Annotated in this window: 22 protein-coding genes and 1 tRNA gene; 12 read left to right on the forward strand and 11 right to left on the reverse strand. The window is 63.0% G+C overall.

Annotated elements, in window-relative coordinates; translation table 11 throughout:
* Window positions 1–4: 4 nt before the first annotated feature.
* Together AC0IPL_RS16830 and AC0IPL_RS16835 are read right to left on the reverse strand one after the other, a co-directional pair.
* Window positions 5–730, reverse strand: coding sequence for an SDR family NAD(P)-dependent oxidoreductase (locus AC0IPL_RS16830; RefSeq protein ID WP_474275925.1), 726 nt, complete (start codon window positions 728–730; stop codon window positions 5–7).
* Complete coding sequence (locus tag AC0IPL_RS16835; RefSeq protein WP_474275927.1) at window positions 727–1,497, reverse strand: DUF1365 domain-containing protein; 771 nt, start codon at window positions 1,495–1,497, stop codon at window positions 727–729. The genes AC0IPL_RS16830 and AC0IPL_RS16835 overlap by 4 nt, the downstream gene beginning before the upstream one ends.
* A 124-nt stretch (window positions 1,498–1,621) precedes the next feature.
* Here AC0IPL_RS16835 and AC0IPL_RS16840 point away from each other — a divergent pair, with 124 nt between their 5' ends.
* The 6 genes from AC0IPL_RS16840 to AC0IPL_RS16865 are packed head-to-tail and all read left to right on the forward strand — an operon-like array spanning window position 1,622 to window position 7,898.
* Complete coding sequence (locus tag AC0IPL_RS16840; RefSeq protein WP_474275930.1) at window positions 1,622–2,971, forward strand: NAD(P)/FAD-dependent oxidoreductase; 1,350 nt, start codon at window positions 1,622–1,624, stop codon at window positions 2,969–2,971.
* Entirely contained in the window at window positions 2,910–4,067 is a 1,158-nt protein-coding gene (locus AC0IPL_RS16845) for a class I SAM-dependent methyltransferase (protein WP_474275932.1), read from the forward strand. The genes AC0IPL_RS16840 and AC0IPL_RS16845 overlap by 62 nt, the downstream gene beginning before the upstream one ends.
* Entirely contained in the window at window positions 4,060–4,551 is a 492-nt protein-coding gene (locus AC0IPL_RS16850) for a hypothetical protein (RefSeq protein WP_474275934.1), read from the forward strand. Before AC0IPL_RS16845 ends, AC0IPL_RS16850 begins: the two co-directional genes overlap by 8 nt.
* Window positions 4,552–4,553: 2 nt before the next feature.
* Complete coding sequence (locus AC0IPL_RS16855) at window positions 4,554–5,780, forward strand: MFS transporter (protein WP_474275937.1); 1,227 nt, start codon at window positions 4,554–4,556, stop codon at window positions 5,778–5,780.
* A complete protein-coding gene (locus tag AC0IPL_RS16860; protein WP_474275939.1) occupies window positions 5,777–6,322 on the forward strand; it encodes a DUF3833 domain-containing protein in 546 nt (181 codons plus the stop codon). Before AC0IPL_RS16855 ends, AC0IPL_RS16860 begins: the two co-directional genes overlap by 4 nt.
* A 19-nt stretch (window positions 6,323–6,341) precedes the next feature.
* Window positions 6,342–7,898: a cryptochrome/photolyase family protein gene (locus AC0IPL_RS16865; protein WP_474275941.1), complete on the forward strand. Its 1,557-nt coding sequence runs from the start codon at window positions 6,342–6,344 to the stop codon at window positions 7,896–7,898.
* Between the two features lie 64 nt (window positions 7,899–7,962).
* Here AC0IPL_RS16865 and AC0IPL_RS16870 read toward each other — a convergent pair whose 3' ends face one another.
* The 4 genes from AC0IPL_RS16870 to AC0IPL_RS16885 all read right to left on the reverse strand — a co-directional run bounded on the left by AC0IPL_RS16870 (window position 7,963) and on the right by AC0IPL_RS16885 (window position 11,675).
* Window positions 7,963–8,712, reverse strand: a complete 750-nt coding sequence (locus AC0IPL_RS16870; RefSeq protein WP_474275943.1) for a maleate cis-trans isomerase family protein — start codon at window positions 8,710–8,712, stop codon at window positions 7,963–7,965.
* A 9-nt stretch (window positions 8,713–8,721) separates the two neighbouring features.
* The gene (locus AC0IPL_RS16875) at window positions 8,722–9,885 is read right to left on the reverse strand and encodes a M24 family metallopeptidase (protein WP_474275945.1); all 1,164 of its coding nucleotides are present in this window, start codon (window positions 9,883–9,885) and stop codon (window positions 8,722–8,724) included.
* Complete coding sequence (locus AC0IPL_RS16880) at window positions 9,882–11,036, reverse strand: amidohydrolase (protein ID WP_474275948.1); 1,155 nt, start codon at window positions 11,034–11,036, stop codon at window positions 9,882–9,884. The genes AC0IPL_RS16875 and AC0IPL_RS16880 overlap by 4 nt, the downstream gene beginning before the upstream one ends.
* A gap of 174 nt (window positions 11,037–11,210) precedes the next feature.
* Entirely contained in the window at window positions 11,211–11,675 is a 465-nt protein-coding gene (locus AC0IPL_RS16885; RefSeq protein WP_474275951.1) for an Lrp/AsnC family transcriptional regulator, read from the reverse strand.
* A gap of 121 nt (window positions 11,676–11,796) precedes the next feature.
* Between AC0IPL_RS16885 and AC0IPL_RS16890 the strand changes: the two genes are divergently transcribed.
* Both AC0IPL_RS16890 and AC0IPL_RS16895 read left to right on the forward strand, forming a co-directional pair.
* On the forward strand, window positions 11,797–12,846 hold the full coding sequence (locus AC0IPL_RS16890) for a pyridoxal-phosphate dependent enzyme (RefSeq protein ID WP_474275953.1): 1,050 nt from the start codon (window positions 11,797–11,799) through the stop codon (window positions 12,844–12,846).
* Between the two features lie 107 nt (window positions 12,847–12,953).
* Complete coding sequence (locus AC0IPL_RS16895) at window positions 12,954–14,756, forward strand: OmpA family protein (RefSeq protein ID WP_474275955.1); 1,803 nt, start codon at window positions 12,954–12,956, stop codon at window positions 14,754–14,756.
* Window positions 14,757–14,946: 190 nt separating this feature from the next.
* Here AC0IPL_RS16895 and AC0IPL_RS16900 read toward each other — a convergent pair whose 3' ends face one another.
* Window positions 14,947–15,543 (reverse strand): glutathione S-transferase family protein, encoded by a 597-nt coding sequence (locus AC0IPL_RS16900; protein WP_474275957.1) that lies wholly within the window; start codon window positions 15,541–15,543, stop codon window positions 14,947–14,949.
* Window positions 15,544–15,590: 47 nt separating this feature from the next.
* On the opposite strand from AC0IPL_RS16900, the gene AC0IPL_RS16905 reads away from it, so the two are divergent.
* Window positions 15,591–16,313 carry a helix-turn-helix transcriptional regulator gene (locus AC0IPL_RS16905; RefSeq protein WP_474276059.1) on the forward strand — a complete coding sequence of 241 codons (723 nt, stop codon included), beginning with the start codon at window positions 15,591–15,593 and terminating at the stop codon, window positions 16,311–16,313.
* 182 nt (window positions 16,314–16,495) lie between these two features.
* On the opposite strand, the gene AC0IPL_RS16910 is transcribed toward AC0IPL_RS16905, so the two are convergent.
* A tRNA-His gene (locus AC0IPL_RS16910) sits at window positions 16,496–16,572 on the reverse strand.
* 199 nt (window positions 16,573–16,771) lie between these two features.
* A complete protein-coding gene (locus AC0IPL_RS16915; protein WP_474275960.1) occupies window positions 16,772–17,242 on the reverse strand; it encodes a GNAT family N-acetyltransferase in 471 nt (156 codons plus the stop codon).
* 128 nt (window positions 17,243–17,370) lie between these two features.
* Between AC0IPL_RS16915 and AC0IPL_RS16920 the strand changes: the two genes are divergently transcribed.
* The gene (locus AC0IPL_RS16920; protein WP_474275962.1) at window positions 17,371–17,556 is read left to right on the forward strand and encodes a DUF6324 family protein; all 186 of its coding nucleotides are present in this window, start codon (window positions 17,371–17,373) and stop codon (window positions 17,554–17,556) included.
* A 168-nt stretch (window positions 17,557–17,724) separates the two neighbouring features.
* On the opposite strand, the gene AC0IPL_RS16925 is transcribed toward AC0IPL_RS16920, so the two are convergent.
* Entirely contained in the window at window positions 17,725–18,252 is a 528-nt protein-coding gene (locus AC0IPL_RS16925) for an MmcB family DNA repair protein (RefSeq protein WP_474275965.1), read from the reverse strand.
* Between the two features lie 113 nt (window positions 18,253–18,365).
* On the opposite strand from AC0IPL_RS16925, the gene AC0IPL_RS16930 reads away from it, so the two are divergent.
* Entirely contained in the window at window positions 18,366–18,686 is a 321-nt protein-coding gene (locus AC0IPL_RS16930) for an ArsR/SmtB family transcription factor (protein WP_474275967.1), read from the forward strand.
* Window positions 18,683–19,102, forward strand: a complete 420-nt coding sequence (locus AC0IPL_RS16935) for an SRPBCC family protein (RefSeq protein WP_474275969.1) — start codon at window positions 18,683–18,685, stop codon at window positions 19,100–19,102. The genes AC0IPL_RS16930 and AC0IPL_RS16935 overlap by 4 nt, the downstream gene beginning before the upstream one ends.
* A 371-nt stretch (window positions 19,103–19,473) precedes the next feature.
* On the opposite strand, the gene AC0IPL_RS16940 is transcribed toward AC0IPL_RS16935, so the two are convergent.
* A complete protein-coding gene (locus AC0IPL_RS16940) occupies window positions 19,474–19,800 on the reverse strand; it encodes a hypothetical protein (protein WP_474275971.1) in 327 nt (108 codons plus the stop codon).
* Between the last annotated feature and the right edge of the window lie 36 nt (window positions 19,801–19,836).

The raw sequence follows: 19,836 nt of genomic DNA on the forward strand, positions 1-19,836 counted from the left end.
GCCGTCACTTGCCGCGATAGACCAGCCAGTCGGGCAAAAGGTCGAACGCCTTGATCGCATAAGAAAAGGGGCGTGGAAAATCCGTCCGGAACCGGCGGGACCGCATGGCGGCAACGACATGTTTGGCTGCGTCCTCCGGTTTCATCATCTGTGGCATCTTGAAGCTGTTCTTCTCCGTAAGCCGGGTCTTGATAAAGCCTGGATTGACGACGCGCACGGTGACGCCGCTGCCTTTCAGATCATGGCGCATGGTCTCTGCCAGGCTGATCACGGCCGCTTTGCTGGCACCATAACCGATGGAGGCAGGCAGCCCCCGGTATCCGGCCAAAGAACCGATCAGCGTGATGTCACCCTGTCCGGCCTTCACGAAACCCGGGATCACCTGCCCCAGCACCCGCAGCGCCCCGATGAAGTTCACGTCGCTCATCGTCAGAACCGCGTCGCTGTCCCAGTCTTGGGTGCGCATCGGCTCATAGTCGCCTGCGTTGTAGACGAGACCATCCAACGCCCCCGCCTTCTTTGCGGCCTCCGCAACAGAGGTCATGTCGGTTACATCCAGCACCACCGGCTGTGCCTGACGCAGCTCCCCGGCCAGGGTCTCCAGCGCGTCCGCGGATCGCGCCGACAGGATCAGCCGCGCCCCGGCCCGGTCCAACTGACGCGCCACCTCGCGGCCCAGGCCGTGGCTGGCTCCGACAAGCCAGATCGTCTTGCCTGAAAACTGCGTCATAGCTTTCCTCCCGAAAAAGTCGAACTGTCGGACACCAACGGCTCCGGCGGTTCCGGTTTGCGCAGGAACGGCGCGCGCTTCAGCCACAGCTTGAAAGCCTGCCAGTAGATCAACGCCACCACGCGCACTGGCCCCAGCGGCCTGCGCAGGGCGGCACCAAGCAGGCGACCACTGGTCATGGGGCGGCGCGGGCCAACCAGCGTCGCCAACACGCCTTCGCTTCCATTGGTATACCAGATACGGATATCAAAGGCCTGCGCCGTCATCCCGAAGCTGAACCGATAGCGTCCGGCCACCTGCTGGAACGGTGAGACATGCATCAGCTTCTGCGCCTCGATCACTTCGCGGCGGCGGATCGGACGGAAATCGGGGTGCGCCGCGAAATAGCAGTGACGGTGACCAAAGGTGTTGTTCACCTCGGCAACAAAGGCGCGCGGGCTGCCGTCCTTGAGCGCAATCCAGAAGCTGACAGGGTTGAAGTGAAACCACAGGAAGCTCGGTTGCGTCAGCAGCAACAGCTGCGCCCCGTCCAGCGGAAACCCGCGCCGTGTCAGTTCGGCGCGAAACCACGCCACGCCGCGCCCAGCCCCACGCGGGCCACCGTGATGGCGGTCGTGGATCGCGAACAGGTTGAACCGGTTGCGCGACAAAAGCGGCGGCGCGCCATCGGTCATATCGGTCAGAACGTAGTCCACCCCGTAGCGAAAGGCGTTCTTCAATCGCCCCCGGCGCCCATGAAACGTTTGTGCTGCAACATGTTCGATCATGCATCCAATACGCAGTCACAGCAGCCCCGGATCACCAACTGGGGTCGATTTTTCACAGCTCGGGTGATCCGCCTCCCCGTTCGGCGCGTAAACAGTCCAAACAACCGCAAGGGAAAACCGACGCATGCTGGATCAAACACAGGGACCACGCCGCAAGATTGCCATCGTCGGGGCCGGCATATCCGGGATGTCTGCAGCCTATTACCTGGCAGCTCACCATGATGTAACCTTGTTCGAAGCCGCCCCGCGGCTAGGCGGGCACGCGCGCACTGTCCTGGCGGGAAAGCACGGCGATCAGCCGGTGGATACCGGCTTCATCGTTTTCAACTATGCCACCTACCCCTATCTCACCCGATTGTTCCGTGAACTGGATGTGCCGGTCATCAAGAGCGAAATGAGCTTTTGCGCCAGCATCGACGATGGGCGGCTGGAATACGGGCTGAACAGCCTGCGGATGCTGACGGCGCAAAGACGCAACTTGCTGCGGCCGCGGTTCCACAAGATGGTCGCGGACATCGTGCGCTTCGGCAAACGTGCTGAGGCCGCCGCCACGGATGATGACAAAACCATCGGGGAGTTGGTGGAGGAACTGAACCTCGGCACGTGGTTTCGCGATCACTATCTGTTGCCGATGTGCGGCGCGATCTGGTCGACACCGGTCGAGGATGTGGATGCCTTTCCGGCAAAATCTCTCGTTCGCTTCTTTCGCAACCATGCACTGCTGGCCGGGACCGGCAAGCATCAGTGGTGGACCATCAGCGGAGGCAGCATCGAATATGTCCGCCGTCTGGAGCGAGCACTGATCGCGCGCGGCTGTGACATCCGCACCGGCAGTCCTGTTCGCCATGTCAGCCGTCAGACAACAGGCGTTGTGCTGCAGGCCGAAGGGGCGGATCCGCGCCTGTTCGACGATATCATCCTGGCCTGTCATTCTGACCAGGCGCTGGCGATCCTCGGCACAGAGGCCACGGCGGGCGAGGCCGCCGCGCTGGGGGCAATCCGCTATCAACCCAACACGGCCGTGCTGCACTGCGACGAGGGGCAGATGCCGAAACGCCGCAACTGCTGGTCCAGCTGGGCCTACCGCAGTCAGGACGGCGGGGTTGGCGTCACCTATTGGATGAACCGGCTACAGAACATTCCCGAAAGCGACCCGCTGTTCGTGACGCTGAACCCCACCCGGCCCATTCCCGCCGAAAAGGTCTACGATCGGGTAGAGTTCTCTCACCCCGTCTTCGACAAGGCCGCCTTGCGCGCGCAGCAGCAGATCCGGGCGATGCAGGGCCAGAACAACACCTGGTTTGCAGGCGCCTACAACCGCCACGGTTTTCACGAAGACGGCATCGCCAGCGCCATGCGGATCGTCCGCATGATCAACTCACGCACATCGCACCCGGCCACAGGAGCAGAACATGGCATTCACGGACAAGGCCCTTCAATCGCAATTCCTGGCGACCTGCGCACGCCTGCGTGACGGGCGGCTGACGCTGCGCACCCCGGACGGTGCGCGGTATGAATTCGGCGACCGCGGCCCCGAGGCTGAAATGCAGATCCATGACTGGGCTGCGGTGTCGGCAATGGCGGCGCATGGCCAGGTCGGCCTGGGCGAGGCCTATGTGCAGGGGCTGTGGGACACGCCCTCCGTCGACGGTCTGATGCAGCTGGCGATGCGCAATCGCGCCCAGATGGGCAGCTACGATCAGGCAAGCCCCCTGAACCGGGCCAAATTCCGTATTGTCGACACTCTGCTGCGCGCCAATTCCAGACGCGGCGCGCGCAAGAACATCCGCGCGCATTATGATGTCGGAAATGAATTCTATCAGCTGTGGCTGGACGACGGCATGACCTACTCTTCCGGTCTGTTCGGACCTGATGGGGATGATCTGGCACAGGCGCAAACCCGCAAGAACGCCCGCATACTGTCGCGACTGGGGAGCGGCGAACGGTTGCTGGAAATCGGCTGCGGCTGGGGTGGCTTTGCCGAACAGGCCAGTGCCGAGGGGCGCGAGGTTACCGGCGTCACCATCTCGCGCAACCAGCACAGCTACGCCGAAAGCCGCCTTGACGGCCGCGCTGACATTCAACTGCGCGACTACCGCGACATCGATGGCAAATTCAGCAGCATCGTCTCGATCGAGATGATCGAAGCTGTTGGCGAACGCTACTGGCCCAGCTATTTTGCCAAGCTCAAGAGCAGCCTCGCCGAAGGCGGTCGCGTGCTGTTGCAGGCAATCACCGTTGGGGACGACTTCTTCCCGACCTACCGGAGCTCATCCGACTACATTCGCCAGTATGTCTTTCCCGGTGGCATGCTTCTGTCGGATCGGGTGATCGCAGAGCAGGCGAAAGCGGCCGGACTGAAAGTCGCGGACAGTTTTGCGTTTGGCCAGGACTATGCCCGCACCTGCCGGATCTGGGCCCAGCGGCTGACCGATCAGAAGCGGCGGATCGCGCAGCTGGGTCACGGGGAGACCTTCTTTCGCAACTGGCAGTATTATCTGGAGATCTGCGCGGCCTCCTTTGCGATCGGCCACACCAATGTCGTTCAGGTGGAGCTGACCCATGCGTAGGCTGGCGCTGACCCTCTGCCTTTTGGCGGCTCCGACGGTTGGCTTCGCGTCCTCAGTCCACAACCTGCTGCCCGGGGCGGAGCAGCGCGGCGCGGCGACCTTCCGCCTCCTTGGCCTGCCGGTGTATCAGGCAAGGCTGTTCACCAGGGGCGCGGCGCCATTGGACTGGACCCAGGATTTCGGAATTGAGCTGACCTATCAGCGACGGCTGAGTCAGGATGATCTGATCGTGGCGACCTTGCGGGAAGTGCGGCGTCTGGGCTACCCGGCGCCAGACCGGGCCCGGCTTCAGCCCTGTTTTCAGAGCGTCGCGCCCGGTGACCGCTATCTCGCCGTCAGCCGCGGACCGGACAGGATCCTGTTCCTGCGCAACGGGCGCACCGTTTGCACGCTGGCCCAGACGGGCATTACACGCGGCTTCATGTCAATTTTTGTCGGCGAGAACACCCGCTCTGCCCGCTTCACCGGCGCTCTTCTGGGGTGATGATGCTTTACCCGCGGGTCAGCCTTTATGCCATGATGCTCGCCGCGGCGGGGATCCCGCTTTATATCCACCTGCCGCAGTTCGCCTCGCTGGAATTGGGCATCGGTCTGGGAGCGCTTGGCGGTATCCTGTTGGGGATACGGCTGTTCGACCTCGTTCAGGATCCACTTATCGGCTGGGCGATCGATCGCTGGCCGCAGGCGCAGCTTTGGTTCGCGCTGGCTGCTGCGGCCGGGCTGGCCATCGGCTTTCCGCTGCTGTTCGGCCTGACCGAAGGACCATTGGTGACGCTCCGGCTGGTGCTGGTGCTGTTGCTGCTGTTTTCGGCCTATAGCCTCGGGATGATCCTGCTTTATGGCCGCAGTGCCACCCTGGCCAAACGCACAGGGCCGCAGGAGCTGCTGACGCTAGCGGCCTTCCGCGAAGCGGGAATGCTGAGCGGGGTCATTTTGGCGGCCGTGGCACCGGCGGTTCTGGTCGGGCTTGGTGCCTCGGGCCGGGGGTATGCAGCGTTCGGTGCCCTGCTGGGCGGTTTCGCCCTGTTCACCGCGATTGCGACCTGGCCGGTCTGGCGTCGCCCGGCTGTCACCGGGCAGCCTTTGACAGCTATGGCGCTGACCGAGGCTGGAGCCGCGCGCCTTCTGGCCCTCGCGGTGCTCAACAGCCTGCCGGTGGCGCTGACTTCCACCCTGTTTCTGTTCTTCGTCGAGGACCGGCTGCAACTACCCGGATACGCCGGGGCGCTGCTGGTTCTGTTTTTCTTGTGCGCCGGGCTCAGCGTGCCGCTGTGGGCGCGTGTCAGCCGCCGGGTCGGGCCAAAGCGGACCCTGCTTGTGGCCATGCCGCTGGCCATTGCCAGCTTTGCCGGTGCCGCGCTGCTGGGGCCTGGCGGCCTGCTCGGTTTTGCGCTGATCTGCGCGGCCTCAGGCGCCGCGCTGGGCGCCGACATGGTTTTGCTGCCCGCCATGTTCAGCATCGCGCTGACACAGGCTGGGCTCAATGCCTCCGCCGCTTTCGGCATCTGGTCCTTCGCGGGCAAGCTGGCACTGGCGCTGGCCGCCGCCCTTGCCCTGCCCCTGCTGCAAATGCAGGGTTTCCAGCCCGGCACGGACAACAGCGCACAGGCGCTGGATGCGTTGACCATCGCCTACGCCATCCTCCCCTGCATTCTGAAAATGGCTGCCTTCGCCCTCGCCCTGACCCTCCCCTCAGAAAGAGCCACCGCATGAAACTTCTGACCATATGCCTTACGCTTCTGCTCATCGCGATGATCGCGAGACACTACCTGTTCAGCTTTCGCGCCCAATCGCCCGAGGATTATTCCGAAACCACCCCGCAATTCGTTCTGACCGAGCACCTGTCTGGTACCTTCCTGTCGGAAGGTGTGATCTTTGGCCCCGACGGTAAGATGGCCAACAGGTTTACCGCCAAAATGGTCGGCGACTGGCAGGGCGACACCGGAACGCTGAGCGAAGAATTCACCTATTCCAACGGCACCACGCAAAGCCGCAAATGGCACCTGACGCTTGGCCCCGGCAACAGCTTCACCGCATCTGCGGATGACATCGTCGGTACGGCACAGGGCACAGTCTCCGGCTCGACCGTGCGTCTCAGCTATGAAATCATCCTGCCGGAACGCTCTGGCGGGCATCGCCTGAAGGCAACCGACTGGCTGTACCTGACCGCCGATGGGGTCATCATGAACCGGGCCGAGATGCGCAAGTTCGGTGTTCGGGTTGCCGAACTGGTCGCCACCATGCGGCCGCAATAGGCTGCGAGGAGAGCCCAAGATGACCGCTGACCAGTCACCGGACTGCACCCGCAATCTGATCGTCATCCTTGGCGACCAGCTGAGCCGCAACATCTCGTCTCTGCAAGACGCTGACCGGGCTCGGGACGTCGTCCTGATGGCCGAAGTCTCGCAAGAGGCGCGTTATGTTCACCACCACAAGAAAAAGATCGCATTCCTGTTCTCGGCCATGCGCCATTTCGCGCAGGAGTTGGAGTCAGGCGGCTGGCAGCTGCGCTATGTGGAACTGGACGATCCTGACAACGCAGGCTGCTTGACCGCTGAGATCGACCGCGCCTGCATCGCGCACCGCATTGCGCAGGTCGTGATCACCGAACCTGGCGAATACAGGCTGAAATCTGCGTTTCTTAACTGGGCGGAGGCGACGGACACCCCGCTCGACATGCGCCTGGACAGCCGGTTTCTGTGCAGCCATGACCAGTTCCAAAAATGGGCAGAGGGGCGCAAGCAGCTGCGGATGGAATATTTCTACCGCGAGATGCGCCGCGGGACCGGGCTGCTGATGCAGGGAGACAAACCTGAAGGTGGCAAATGGAACTACGACCACGACAATCGTAAACCCGCCGCGGGTGACTTGTTCCTGCCCCGCCCAGCGCAAACGCCCCCGGATGCCATCACGCAGCAAGTGCTCGACCTCGTGGAGACCCGCTTTGGCGACCACTTCGGCGACCTGCACCCGTTCTGGTTCGCCGTCACGCGGGACGGCGCCCTGGAGGCGCTCGAAAGTTTCGTGGCCGAAGCGTTGCCCAGTTTTGGCGACTATCAGGACGCGATGCTGGAGGGGGAACGGTTCCTCTATCATTCCGTGCTGTCACATTACATCAACGCAGGGCTGTTGGAGCCGTTGGAGGTCTGCCGCCGGGTGGAGCGCGCCTATTACGAAGGCCATGCGCCGCTCAATGCGGTCGAAGGCTTCATCCGCCAGATCATCGGCTGGCGCGAATACATGCGCGGGGTCTACTGGCTTCATATGCCGGGCTATACCGAACAAAACTTCTTTGAGGCGTCGCGCCCGTTGCCGGAGTTCTACTGGACCGGCGAGACCGACATGGCCTGTCTGGCGGACGCCATCACTCAGACGCGACAGGAGGCCTACGCCCATCACATTCAGCGTCTGATGGTGACGGGGAATTTTGCCATGCTGGCCGGCGTCGACCCGCATGAAGTGCATGAATGGTACCTGGCCGTTTATGCCGACGCATATGAGTGGGTCGAGGCACCAAATGTGATCGGGATGAGCCAGTTTGCCGATGGCGGCCTTCTGGGATCGAAACCCTATGCCGCCAGCGGCAACTACATCAACAAGATGTCGGATCACTGCGCCGCCTGCCGCTACGACGTGAAACAAAAGACAGGTGACGATGCGTGCCCGTTCAATCCGCTCTACTGGGACTTTCTGAACCGCAACGCGGACAAGCTGCGCGACAATCCCCGCCTGCGCCAGGTCTACCGCACCTGGGACAGGATGAGCGCCGAACGGCAGGACGAATATCTGGACAGCGCTCGACAGGTGGTGGAACGCCACTTGGCATCCTGAGCGTCAGGGCAGCGCCGCGCCGGTCAAGAAGCACCTGCTTTGTTGTCTCCCTTCTTTGTGATGATCACGCACCGCGATCAAAAAGCTGCCCGAACTGGTCGAAGGCGTCATCCACCCCCGCCATGCGCAGCATGTGCCAGGCCAGCACAGTGTTGCTCGACAAGACCGGAACGCCAGTCTGCGCTTCGGCCAGCGGGATGATCTCCAGACAGCGCAGGTTGGTGCAGGAGACGAACACCGCGTCACAGGGCGCTTCGGCCGCCACTGTTTCGATCGCCCCGAGAATCGAAGCCGGGGTGATCCGGGCGACGACACTATCTCTGCTTTCTTCGAATGAGCCAAAACCCGCGACCATCAGCCCGGCCTCCTCGAGCTTGGCCCGCATACGTGCGGACACCTCAGGGATATAGGGCGTGACAAACCCCAGCCGTCGCACAGGCAGCGCCCGGCAGGCCGCGATCAGGGCTGCAAGCGGGTCGGTGACCTGTGCCCCTGGACAGACGGTGCGGACAGCGGCCGCAACCCGGTCAGAGCCGATCACGGTCGAAGCCGAGGTGCAGCCAAACCCAATCGCATCGAATTTGAGCGATGGCGGCAGCAGACGCGCAGAGGCCGGCAGATCCTTTTCCATCAGAATCAACGTCTCGGGCCGGATTTCTGGCGCCATGGCGATCCGGCTGTGATACAGCGCAACCCCCGCACGGTCCATGATACGGGCAAATTCCGGCTCCATCGTCTCGTCGGTTTCGAGCACGATCAGGCCCAGGTTCGCCCGCGTTCCAATTCCACGGTCGGTCTGAAAGTCGAGTTTCATGTCCAGTCCTCAGATAACGGGCAGGTCAGGCGCAGCGCGGTCGGTCAGAAGCTCCGCCCCTGACGCGCGCACCACGACGACTTCTTCATGCACCATGATGCGGCCAGCGCCGTAGTTGAGCGAGGGCTCCAGCGTCAGCACCATGTTCTCGGTGATTTCGGTGGTATCCCATGCCGCGTGCGAGGGCCATTCGGTCAGCTGCATGCCCAGCCCATGGCCCAGACGGCCAACCTCCCCGCCCTTGGGGTCAAGCTCGGCGATCACCTGGTGCATGGCGCTGAACAGGTCGCGGCAGGTTGCACCGGGCCGTGCTGCGGCGATCCCCGCTTCGGTCGCGCGCCACAGCACGTCATATGCCCGGCGCGAGGCATCATCAGCGCTGCCAATGGCATAATTTCTGTCGAAGTCGCAGAAATACCCATCCCAGGTGGCACCGGTGTCGAGCATCAGAATGTCCCCCTGCGCCAAGGGGCGGCACGAGGGCGGCGAAATCACATCTGTGTAGCCGCCGGTGTCAGCGCCGCCGACGAGATACGGCACGTCATCGGCCCCTTGCGCCAGCGCCTCGCGCCGGAAGGCGCGGAACAGCTCTTCGAGCGGCATGCCATCCCGCGCGATTTCAGGGACCCGCGCGAATGTTTGCGCGCCGATGGCGCAGATATGCGCGATTTTGTCGATCTCGGCGGCGGTTTTCACCATCCGCAAGTCACGCAGGATCCCGGTTGCATCGGTAACGTGCACCCCGTCCAGCGCCCCCACGAGCCGCTCATAATCATTCAGCGGCATTCTCAGGTGGGTCTCGTGGCCCTTCATCACCCCGATGATTTCCCCCCGCTTTGCATGGGGGGACAGGAGGTCGATCAGCAGGCTGATACCATCATCCTGTGGCGCGGGCGCGCTCCAGGTCCGGATGTCGTCGATCCAGGTGCGCCGCATCAGCTCGGCCCCGATTTCCGGGATGACCGCAACGGGTTTTCCCGCGCCTGGCACAAACAGGAACCAGGGCCGCGTCGGGCTTTGCCAGAACAGCGTGTGATAGCCACTGAAGTAGCGCACCTCCGGTTCGGTGGTCAGCAACAGGCCCGCGATACCGGCCTCAGCCATCCTTGCCTGCGCACGCGCGGTTCGGGCGGCGAAATCCTCTTGGGGAAAACCACGCTTTGGAGCCTTCATGATGCAATGCTTTCGTGCGACGGCAGCCGGTCCTTCACCAGCTGGACCCAGAACGCCACCCCGATGGGCAGCAGCGCGTCGTTGAAATCATAGTCCGAGGCGTGAAGCGGGCGGCCATGTACCCCGGCGTCGCCGTTGCCCAGCAACAGGAAGCCACCCGGCACAACGGAGGCGAACTGCGCAAAATCCTCTGAAAAGCTCATCGGCGCGCGGTCGCGCAGCACTGGGCATCCGACCGCCTCGGCGGCGAGATAGACGGCATCGACGGGTGCCTGTGCATTGATCGTTTCAGCAAACTGGGTATCGAAAGTGACCGCGGCGCTGATCCCATGCGCCGCGCCGATGCCTTCTGCGATCTGGCGCATGAAGGTCTCAATTGACTTGCGATCGTCGGACGAACGGGCGCGAAAATCCCCCTTGAGGGTGGCGTTTCCCGGCAGCACGTTGCGCTGACCGTCGGTCAGAATTTCGGTAACCGAAACCACGGCTCCCGAGGTCGGCGCAAGCTTGCGCGCGACGATGGTTTGCAGGGAAAGCACGATCTCGGCACCGACCGTGATCACATCGACACCGGCCTGCGGCATAGAAGCATGGCCCCCCCGGCCCTTCAGCGTGATCTCGAACAGGGTTTCGCTGTTGCAGATAATGCCTGCCCGGGTCGACACTTGGCCCAGCGGTGCACCCGGAAGATTGTGAATCTCATAAATCTCGTCGATCGGAAAGCGGTCCAGAACGCCTTCGTCAATCATCGCGCGGGCCCCCAGACCGTGCTCTTCATTGGGTTGGAACAGAAAGACGACGGTGCCATCAAAGTCCCTGCCCCGTGCCAGTTCCTCGGCCGCACCAAGCAGCATGGTGGTGTGGCCGTCATGGCCGCAGGCGTGCATCACGCCTGGGATTCTTGACACGTAATCGTGACTGGATGTCTCCGTGATCGGCAAGGCGTCCATGTCGGCGCGCAGCCCGATCGTCTTGGAACCATCGCCAGCGCGCAGCACGCCGACCACACCTGCGCCTTCGTGCACCTCAATCCCCAGGGCGCGAAGATGATTGGCGACAAAGGCCTTGGTCCGGCTCTCCTGAAAGCCCAGCTCGGGGTGCTGGTGCAGGTCCCGCCGGATGGCTGTCAGTCTCGTCCCAAGGTCTGTCATGTTTGCACCTGCCGCAGAGTTTACCCGGTGATACACAAGGAGCTTGCGCAAGAGACATCGAGTTTCGGCCTGAACGCGAGAATTTTTCTCATCCTTCAGGTTAGTTCAGACCAATATCGACAATCGCCCTGTACCAGGCCCCGGTCCGTGGCGCGAATCCACCCAGCGCCGCCCTCAGATAGGCAAACTGAGTCCGACCTTGGCGCGGTCCATCGTGACAGAGGTGCGAAACCGGCGAACGTTGGAGTTTTCAAAGAACAGCCTGTGGGTCAGGGCTTCGAAATCCTGCATGTCCTTGGCCGTGCAAATCAGGATGAAATCCGCCTCTCCAGTCACGTAGTAGCACTGCTGCACCTGTGGCTCCGCCTTGGCGCGTTTGCGAAACAGGTCGAGCTGCTGCAACGTCTCCCGGTCCAGTTCGACCAGCACGATAAAAGTCATCTTGTAGTCGAAATACGCCGGATCGAGGATGGCCACTTCTTCGCGGATCAGCTTGGACTCCCGCAGCCGTTTCAGCCGTCGCTGCACCGAAGGAACCGAAAGGTTGCAGGCCTGCGACAGACGCTCAAGCCCGACCCGGCAATCGCTCTGAAGAACCCGCAGAATGGTCAGATCTGCATCATCGAGCGTCAGACTCATGACATTTCCCCGCAGTCTCAGCGTCCAAAGTGAAAGAATTTCTCGATAGTACCGCCCAGAATGAAATCTGCATAGTGCCCGGCTGAGCTAAAAACGCTCCATGCCCAACGGAGAACCAGACATGCCCGAGACCAAGAGCCTCAGCTTCCAACCAGACGTGGAACGCGCGATGGCGTTCTTTCTCGCCCAGGACCGCTACTCGGCGTCCCCCCTGACGGAGATCGCAGGCCCCGACGGTCTGACGGTTCTGACCAAGGACGAGACCGGGCGCATGGGGCTGGGTGCGTTCAAGGCGCTCGGTGCGCCTTATGCCGTGGCCTGTCTCTTGGCGCAGGCCTGGAAGGCCAAGACTGGCGAGACACTGGCGCCCGCCCGGATGGGCCACGCGGACATGCGGACCTTTGCCGCAACACACACCTTTGTCTGCGCCAGTGCCGGCAACCATGGCATGGGCGTGGCGGCAGGCGCGCGCGACATGGGCGCCAAGGCCCGCATTCACCTGGCCGCAACGGTACCGGCAGGCTTTGCCGCCCGGCTGGAGGCACTGGGCGCTGAGGTCGTGCGCTCTGGCGACGTCTACGAAGACAGCGTGGCCGCAGCCCTTGCCGATGCAGAGCGCACCGGTGCCACGCTGCTGGCTGACGGAACATGGCAAGGCTATACCGAGATCCCGAAGTGGGTGATGGAGGGCTACTGCATCATCGCCGAGGAGTTGCGCACCGCGTTTGAAGCAGCGGGTCGCTGGCCCACCCATGTCTACCTGCAGGCGGGTGTCGGCGGGTTGGCTGCCGCCATGGCGCATATGATCCGCGCAAACTGGGCCGAACAACCTGAGCTGATCGTCGTCGAACCCGAAGCCGCCGCCTGTCTCCGGGCGAGCCACAAGGCGGGCAGACCGGTCCGCGGCGACGGGCCGCAATCCAACATGGGGCGTCTTGACTGCAAGGACCCCTCAATCGTGGCCTGGCACGTGCTAGAACGCTGCGACGTGCAGTATGAAACCCTGTCCGAAGCGGAGGGTCAGGCCGCTGCCGACGCGTTGGCCACGCGCGGCGTTGCGACCACACCATCCGGCGCGGCTGGATACGCGGCACTTTGCAGACATTCTGTCGGCTCCAGGGGCGCGGCTGACTTTCGACCGCTCATCATCGTCTCTGAAGGCGTCGCCTAGGCGGCGCAGCGGCGGACCTTCGCGCAAACCAGACCGACGATGCAACCTATCGCGCACTGAAGCGTTGTCACCCCGACTCGAATTGGGCGATCAGGAAGGTATCAGACATGAAGACCGGAACATTCAAATCCACCACCGCAATTGCCGTGATGCTGTCACTCGCAGCGCCGATGCCGACGCTGGCCCAGGGAAAACGGGCCGAAATCGACCTCGACACGATGACCGCCGCAGAGATTTCGCAGGTGGTTTCCAAATGCAAAAAACGTGCGGACCGCCGTGATAAAAAGATTAGCGCCGGGGAAGATCCCCAGGAAAAGCGCGGCCAAATGGCGAAATTCTGCGCGGCATACGGCAGCGGCAGCTTCGACGATTTGCTGCCGGAGGACCTCAGGTCGGCTGCCATTCTGGGCGCCGATAACGCACTTGCGACCGAGGCTGAGAGCGTCGACGTCGGTGCCGGTGCTGAGCTGGAAGCAGAGGCAAATGTAGAGACGGAAGCCAACCAAGGCGGCTCGGCTGAGACCACAGCCAATGTGGACGCTGCAGTAGAAACCGGGGCCGATGCTGCGGCGGCGCCGGAATCCCAAGCCAGCGCGGCAGAGGCCAATTCGGCAGGTGCGGCGGCCGAGGGGGACCCCGAGGCGTCAGGCTCGGCCCCTCAGGCGGTAGCGGAAACCGAACCCACCGCCCAAGCCGAAGCGGAGGCCGAGGCGGACGCTGAGGTGGAAACTGAGGCTGAGGCAGACCCGCAACCCGACACCGCGGAAGCCGTCACCCCTGAAGTGCAAAAAATGGACGGCCAGGCCCAGGCCGATGCGGTGGCGGCAGTCAACGACGCGCCCGCAGCTGCGGCCGCCGCGTCGGGAGAGACTGACGGCGAAGCTGAGGTTATCGAAGAAACCGTGACCGAAGAAACCTCGCGCAGCTCAGACGAGGAATTCGAAACCACCGTGGACGAGGCTGCGGCACCCGCGCCACAGGCTGCCCCCGCCCCTGCGACGGCGGGTGACGATGACGGCCTGTCTGACATCCAGCGGGCCGCATTGCTGGGACTGGGCGCCCTGGCCGTTGGCAAATTGCTGAATTCGGGTGAAAAAGTTGTCAGCAACTCTGGCGACCGCGCGGTGGTTGAGCAGGACGGACAGTACAGGGTTTTGAAAAACGACGACGCCCTGCTGCGCCAGCCCGGGTCTGATGTGACCACCTATCGGTTCAAGGACGGCTCGACGCGCACCGTGGTCGTGCGTGGAAACGGGGTTGAGGTGGAAACGATCCGCGCCGCGGACGGCCGCGTGCTGCGCCGCACCCGAACGCTGGAAGATGGCCGCACCGTCGTGTTGTTCGACGACACCCAAAAAGCCGAAGAAGTCGTGGTGAATGAGCTGCCCCAGACCAACACGGACACCGGGGAGAACATCAGGTACCGCAATGTCGACGCTGATGAGCTTGCAGCCGCTTTGGCCGCGCAGGACAACAAGGCTGCCATGCGCCGCTTTTCGCTGTCCCAGGTGCGCGGCATCGACGCGGTGCGCCGCCTGGTACCCGAAATCAATGTCGACTCCATCAATTTCGAAACCGGGTCGGCCGTGATCCGGGCAGAAGAAGCACAAGAACTCGCGGCACTGGGCAACGCGTTGCGTAGCCTGATCGACCAGAACCCGAGCGAGGTGTTCCTGATCGAGGGGCATACCGACGCAGTTGGATCAGCGTCCTACAACCTTGCGCTGTCGGACCGCCGGGCGGAAACGGTGGCATTGGCGCTGACTGAGTATTTCGACGTGCCGCCGGAGAACCTGGTGATCCAAGGATATGGCGAAGCGGATCTGGCCGTTCAGACATCAACGGCTGAGCGCGCCAACCGCCGCGCCGCGGTGCGCCGGATCACCCCGCTGTTGCAAAGCAAACGCTGACATCCAGATCTTGCAGGGCCGCCCGATGGGCGGCCCCCTTCGTGCCAGGAACGGATGGTCGGCGCACATCTGAACGGGCAAATCGTCGCGAAACTCTGACACGCCTCTTGGATGCCCTACAGGGATCTTTCCCCTGTGCGAACACAGCGCCCGCCCGGTTGCGGCGGAGCACCGACACACCGCTTCCCCGTCACGATTGTTCACGGTCTCTGACAGACTTGAACGCCGGGCGATCAGCGCAGCGCCGGATCCAGGCCTGCACAGCGGGCTGCGTCGGCGATGCGTCTGGCAGCCAATGAAACGGGCTCGACAGCAGCAGGTCCACCGCCGAATATTCCTCTCCGAGGAGATACGGCTGGCGTTCCAGTGGCTCGGCCAGACGGGCAAACATGGCGTCCAGATCCCGGAAGGTTGTGTGCAATACCGGATGTTCGATCTTTGCCCAGTCAAGCACCAGCACCGGCTCCATCACCCCTTGGTAATAGAACAACCAGCTTAGATACGCACCGCGCTGAGGATGGCCGACGGGACGTCCCAGCCCAGCCGCAGGGAACTTGTCTGTCAGATAAGCGACAATGGCACCGCGCTCGCGCAGGCTGTCCTCGCCGTCTGTCAGGTAGGGCACCTTCTTTTCCGGGTGTGGGTTGCGCGGGTCCGGACCGCCACTGCCATCCTGACGGGCGACCGTGACGTCCAACACGTCAATGTCATGGGCGGCTCCCAGCTCCTCAATCAGGACGAGGATCGAAGATGAGCGGGAGTTTGGGGCGTGATACAGTGTTGGCATGGTGGCTTCCTGAAAAATTGTGTGAGCCTTGACTTAGCTGCGGACTGCTGACAGTTCCCGTCAGCAGGGCACGCTCCGATCGCCTCTTGCGCCTGATGGACAGGCTGCGCCGCCTGCCTGCGCCAGTGACCGCCGCGCGACTGGCAGCAGAGACCGACGTGTCCAAGCGGCAGCTCTACAGGGATATCGCCACGCTGCGAGCGGGCGGTGCCCTGATCGACGGCGAGGCCGGAGTTGGCTACCGGTTGACCGAGGATCCTGCCCTGCCCCCCCAAAGCTTTTCCCGGCTGGAAATCGAGGCACTGGTCCTCGCTGTCGGAGAATTGCGCCAGACAGGGGACGCAGCCCTGGAGGAGGCCGGCCGCTCGGCGCTAGCCCGCATTATTGCCACGCTCGCCGACAGCCAATCACAGCAAGCGATGCACACGATCCTGCGCAGTTTTCGCCCGCCGCCTGCCCGCGTGGAGCCATCCGTGGACATGGCCCTTCTGCGTCGCGCGTGCTGGGAGGAACTTGCGCTGGACCTGCGTTATCGAGACCTCAACGGGAAAATCACGCAGCGCGAAGTCTGGCCTCTTGGCATCAGCTACTCGGACGGGACATTGAAGGTACTGGTCTGGTGCTGTCTAAGGCAGGACTGGCGCGTGTTTCACGCCACCGGGATCGAGATCGCATCTCCCAACGGTCGCAGTTTCCGCCCGCGTCGCGTGTCCCTGCTGCGGGACTATGCGGCGCGACGAGCCGCTCCCGCCCCGCTGGATGGCACCTAGTAAAGACGGAGCCGAACCGCGGGCTGCCCTTGTCCACCTCTGGGTCAATTCGCGGTGATACGCTCGGCATGTCTTCGCGGCAGGCGATGCAACTCGGATCACAACAGGCCGCACGTTGGCACCACACCCGTGAATCATCCCAGTATGGCAGGTCGGCAGCGTCAGATTTTCAATGAATTTTATGGTACCGCCTCCCTGGCTTGAACAGGGGACCTCTGGATCCACAATCCAGCGCTCTAACCAACTGAGCTAAGGCGGCACTGAGGGGGCATTTATAGCACGCTCCGAGGGGGTGCAAGAGGTTTTTTCACCTTTCTGTCACGCGGTGGAAAAGACCGCGACGCGCCCCTGACGAACCGGTTCAAAAAACCAGCGTCGGGCCGAGGAGTTATCCACAAGCCTCTACAAAGGCGACGAATTTCCGCAGGACTGCTGCCGCGTGGCGGCGCACTGTCCGGTCAGACACGCCCCCCCTCATCCGGGGCGTGAAAGCGCACGCTCCAGGTCTGCTCGACCAAGTCCCGGCCGTAGTTGCGCATCGGGCGGCATTGCTGAATCTGCCAGCCAAACGCGCGGTACAGGGCGCCGGCGGCTTCATGGCTCTGACAGGTCTTCAGCAGCATACCCTGATAGCCCGCGGCGCGGGCGAAGCCCATGCAGCTGCGCAGCAATTGCTTACCCAGCCCCTGGCCCCGCGCCTCGGGCGTCAGCAGAAACAGGCGCAGCCTTGCGGTTTGCGCATCCTCGCGCATGCAAAAGATAGAGCCCAGCCGACGGCCGTCGCGTTCTGCCAGCCAGCCGCGTTCACAGGCGGGGTCGTGGTTGACGCAAAAGCCGTGCAAAAGCTCCGACACCACCGCTGCAAAACTGCTGTCGAACCCGGCCTCTTGCGCATAGAGATCCCGGTGGCGGGCGACCAGCCACTGCATGTCGCCTGAGGCGAATCGGCGCAAAGACGCGTCTGTCATGAGAGCAGTGTAGCCGAAAGGCCGCTTGCCTTTCAGCCATCCGCGAGCTAGCACCGGCTGCAATCCGCTGGCTGGCTTGGGAGTGCAAAATGAGTATCAACACCGAACGCGATGTAGAAGCAAATCTGCAAATTGGCCCCACCGATCAGGGCATGGTGCGGATTTTTGTCCAAGCCGGCGAGGTCGAGATCCCGATGGACTTCGATCCCGAGGAGGCCGAAGAAATCGCCGACGAGATCCGTGCCGCTGCGCAGGCCGCGCGAAGCGTCACATAAACTCCCTTTCACGTCTCTCACAACCGGCGCGGCGGCGCCGCCCGCCATCACGACTGCCGCAGGTGAAACGCTGCTCGTAAGACCGCCGCAGGCGGGCTGCGCGGTCCAAGACTGAACGGTTTCCCGGTGCAACCGGGACACCCGAAGGCGCGGGAGATCTCCCCCGGCCTAGAAGCTGCCTGCTCCAGAAGAGGATCCGCGCGGATCGGGGCCATCAGTCTCGCCCCCCTCGGTCGTAGCTCCCCCCAGCAACAGCCCATCGTGGCCCGGTTGGGGATCGCGCAGACCATGCAGGCGCCGTGCCGCGTCCATGGCAAATTTCTGAACCAGCTTCTTGCGCCGCGCCGCCGGCAGCTTGTCCTCTGGCGCCATGCGCAGGATCTCCGCATCATAGGGATCTGCCACGATCAACCCGGTTCCCTCCGGCAGCAGCTCTGTCGGAAACGCCATGTCCACAGCCCAGAAGAAGCGATCACACCATTCCAAGTAGCCCTGCCACTTGTGGTCGGCCTGGTAATCGGCACGGCTGGACTTGCATTCGATCACCCAGAGCTCTCCCTTGGGGCCCAGCGCCATCACATCGACGCGCAAGCCACGGGCAGGCACAAATTCCTCCAACGGCGCATAGCCCAGCGTGCGCAGGTATCGCGAGACCCCGCGGGCCAGCTTTTGTCCGGGTTGCAGCACAGCTTCCATGGCACAAATGTGAACAATAGGAGAACAAAAGGCAAGCTGGCAATTCCAGTTGACATGATACCCTGTGGTACTGCATTGTTGTGATACCATAAGGTATCCCATATTGGATCTACATGACCGACCCCACGCAGAACGCTTTTCGCGCCCTCGCCGATCCGACCCGGCGCAGCATCATTCGGCTGCTGATGCAGCAAGACATGACAATCGCCGCGCTGACCGGCCATTTCGACATGACGCGCGCGGCGGTGAAAAAACATCTGACGGTGCTGTCCGATGGCGGGCTGATCACCGTTCAGGCCCGCGGGCGGGAGCGCATCAATTGCCTCAACCCGGCGGGGCTGGCACCGGTTCTGGACTGGCTCAGCCTGTTTGACCAGTTTTGGGACCAGCGCCTCGACACGTTGAAAACTCTAGTTGAAAGGAGGTCCGAATGACCCCGACTGTGCTGGAAAAGACCATCTACCTGCGAGCCGCCCCTGCGGAGATCTGGGCCTTCCTGACCGAGCCGGACAAGCTGGAGCAATGGTTCCATCGCCCCGGCGTCGCGCTGCGCGCGGGCGAGACCTACGAGATGTGCGGTGGAAGTGGCATTGTCATTTCCGGCCGGGTGCTGGCGGCAGAACCTTACAGCCGACTGGAGTACACGTTTCACGTCCCCCCCATGGGTGGTATCACCAGCACTGTCACCTGGACCTTGCAGCCGGTGGCGGGCGGCACCCAACTGCAGCTGCGGCACGACGGGCTGCCGCAGGGCGCCGAGAGCTTTAGCCTCGCGTTGGCGCTGGATCAGGGCTGGGACGAACATTTTGTCGGCCTGCGCCGGGCATTCCATGCGGAAGTTGCGGCCTGACCCCTTGTGCAAACCCGCCCGGAGCCTTACCTAGATCCGTGGCGGGTTCTGCCCTTCTCGTGACAGGCAGCATTCCGGTGGCCTTAAGCAATTCCGAGGGAGCTGGCTCTGTACGGATCCTGGTCCGTTTACCTGGCGCCCACCTGTATATACAGGTCCTCGGGAATCAAAGCCGCACGGTTGACTGGTGGTTCCCGCCGCTTCCCGCCCTGCCGCTTCGTTCCGGTTTGGATACGGCTGCGCCTTGCGCGGCTGGGACGTTTCGCGCGCAGGCCCTGCCGATGGCGCCTCTGTTCAATGAAAAACCGCGCCTTCCTTCGGAAAGCGCGGCGCAAGTGCAAAGAACACGCTGGCCCGTCCGGGCCAAGCGTTCAGCGGCGGCGCAGCTGGCGCTGCTGCTGCGTAGGTGCCTCGGCCGTGACCCGCACCGGCTGCAGCTGATGCGCCACCGGGGTTCCGCCGCGGGGACCTCCGGCCTTGTCGGCCATCGCCATCACCGCCCAGGCGAACTGCACGCCGGCAAAGACAATGCCGTGCAGGAACCACAACAGGAAAACCGCCAGCAGTCCGGTGTCGGAACCGGCGACCAACGACCACAGGTTCATCACGTTGAACCACAGCAGAACCGCCACAAAGGCCGCAGCAAGGCCAAAGCCGATCAGCACGTTGCGGATATACATCTTCACCAGTTCGGGCATGGGTGTCCTCCAGAATTACCACTTCAGGTTAGCAGT

This window comes from Leisingera sp. SA32, from assembly GCF_056033425.1.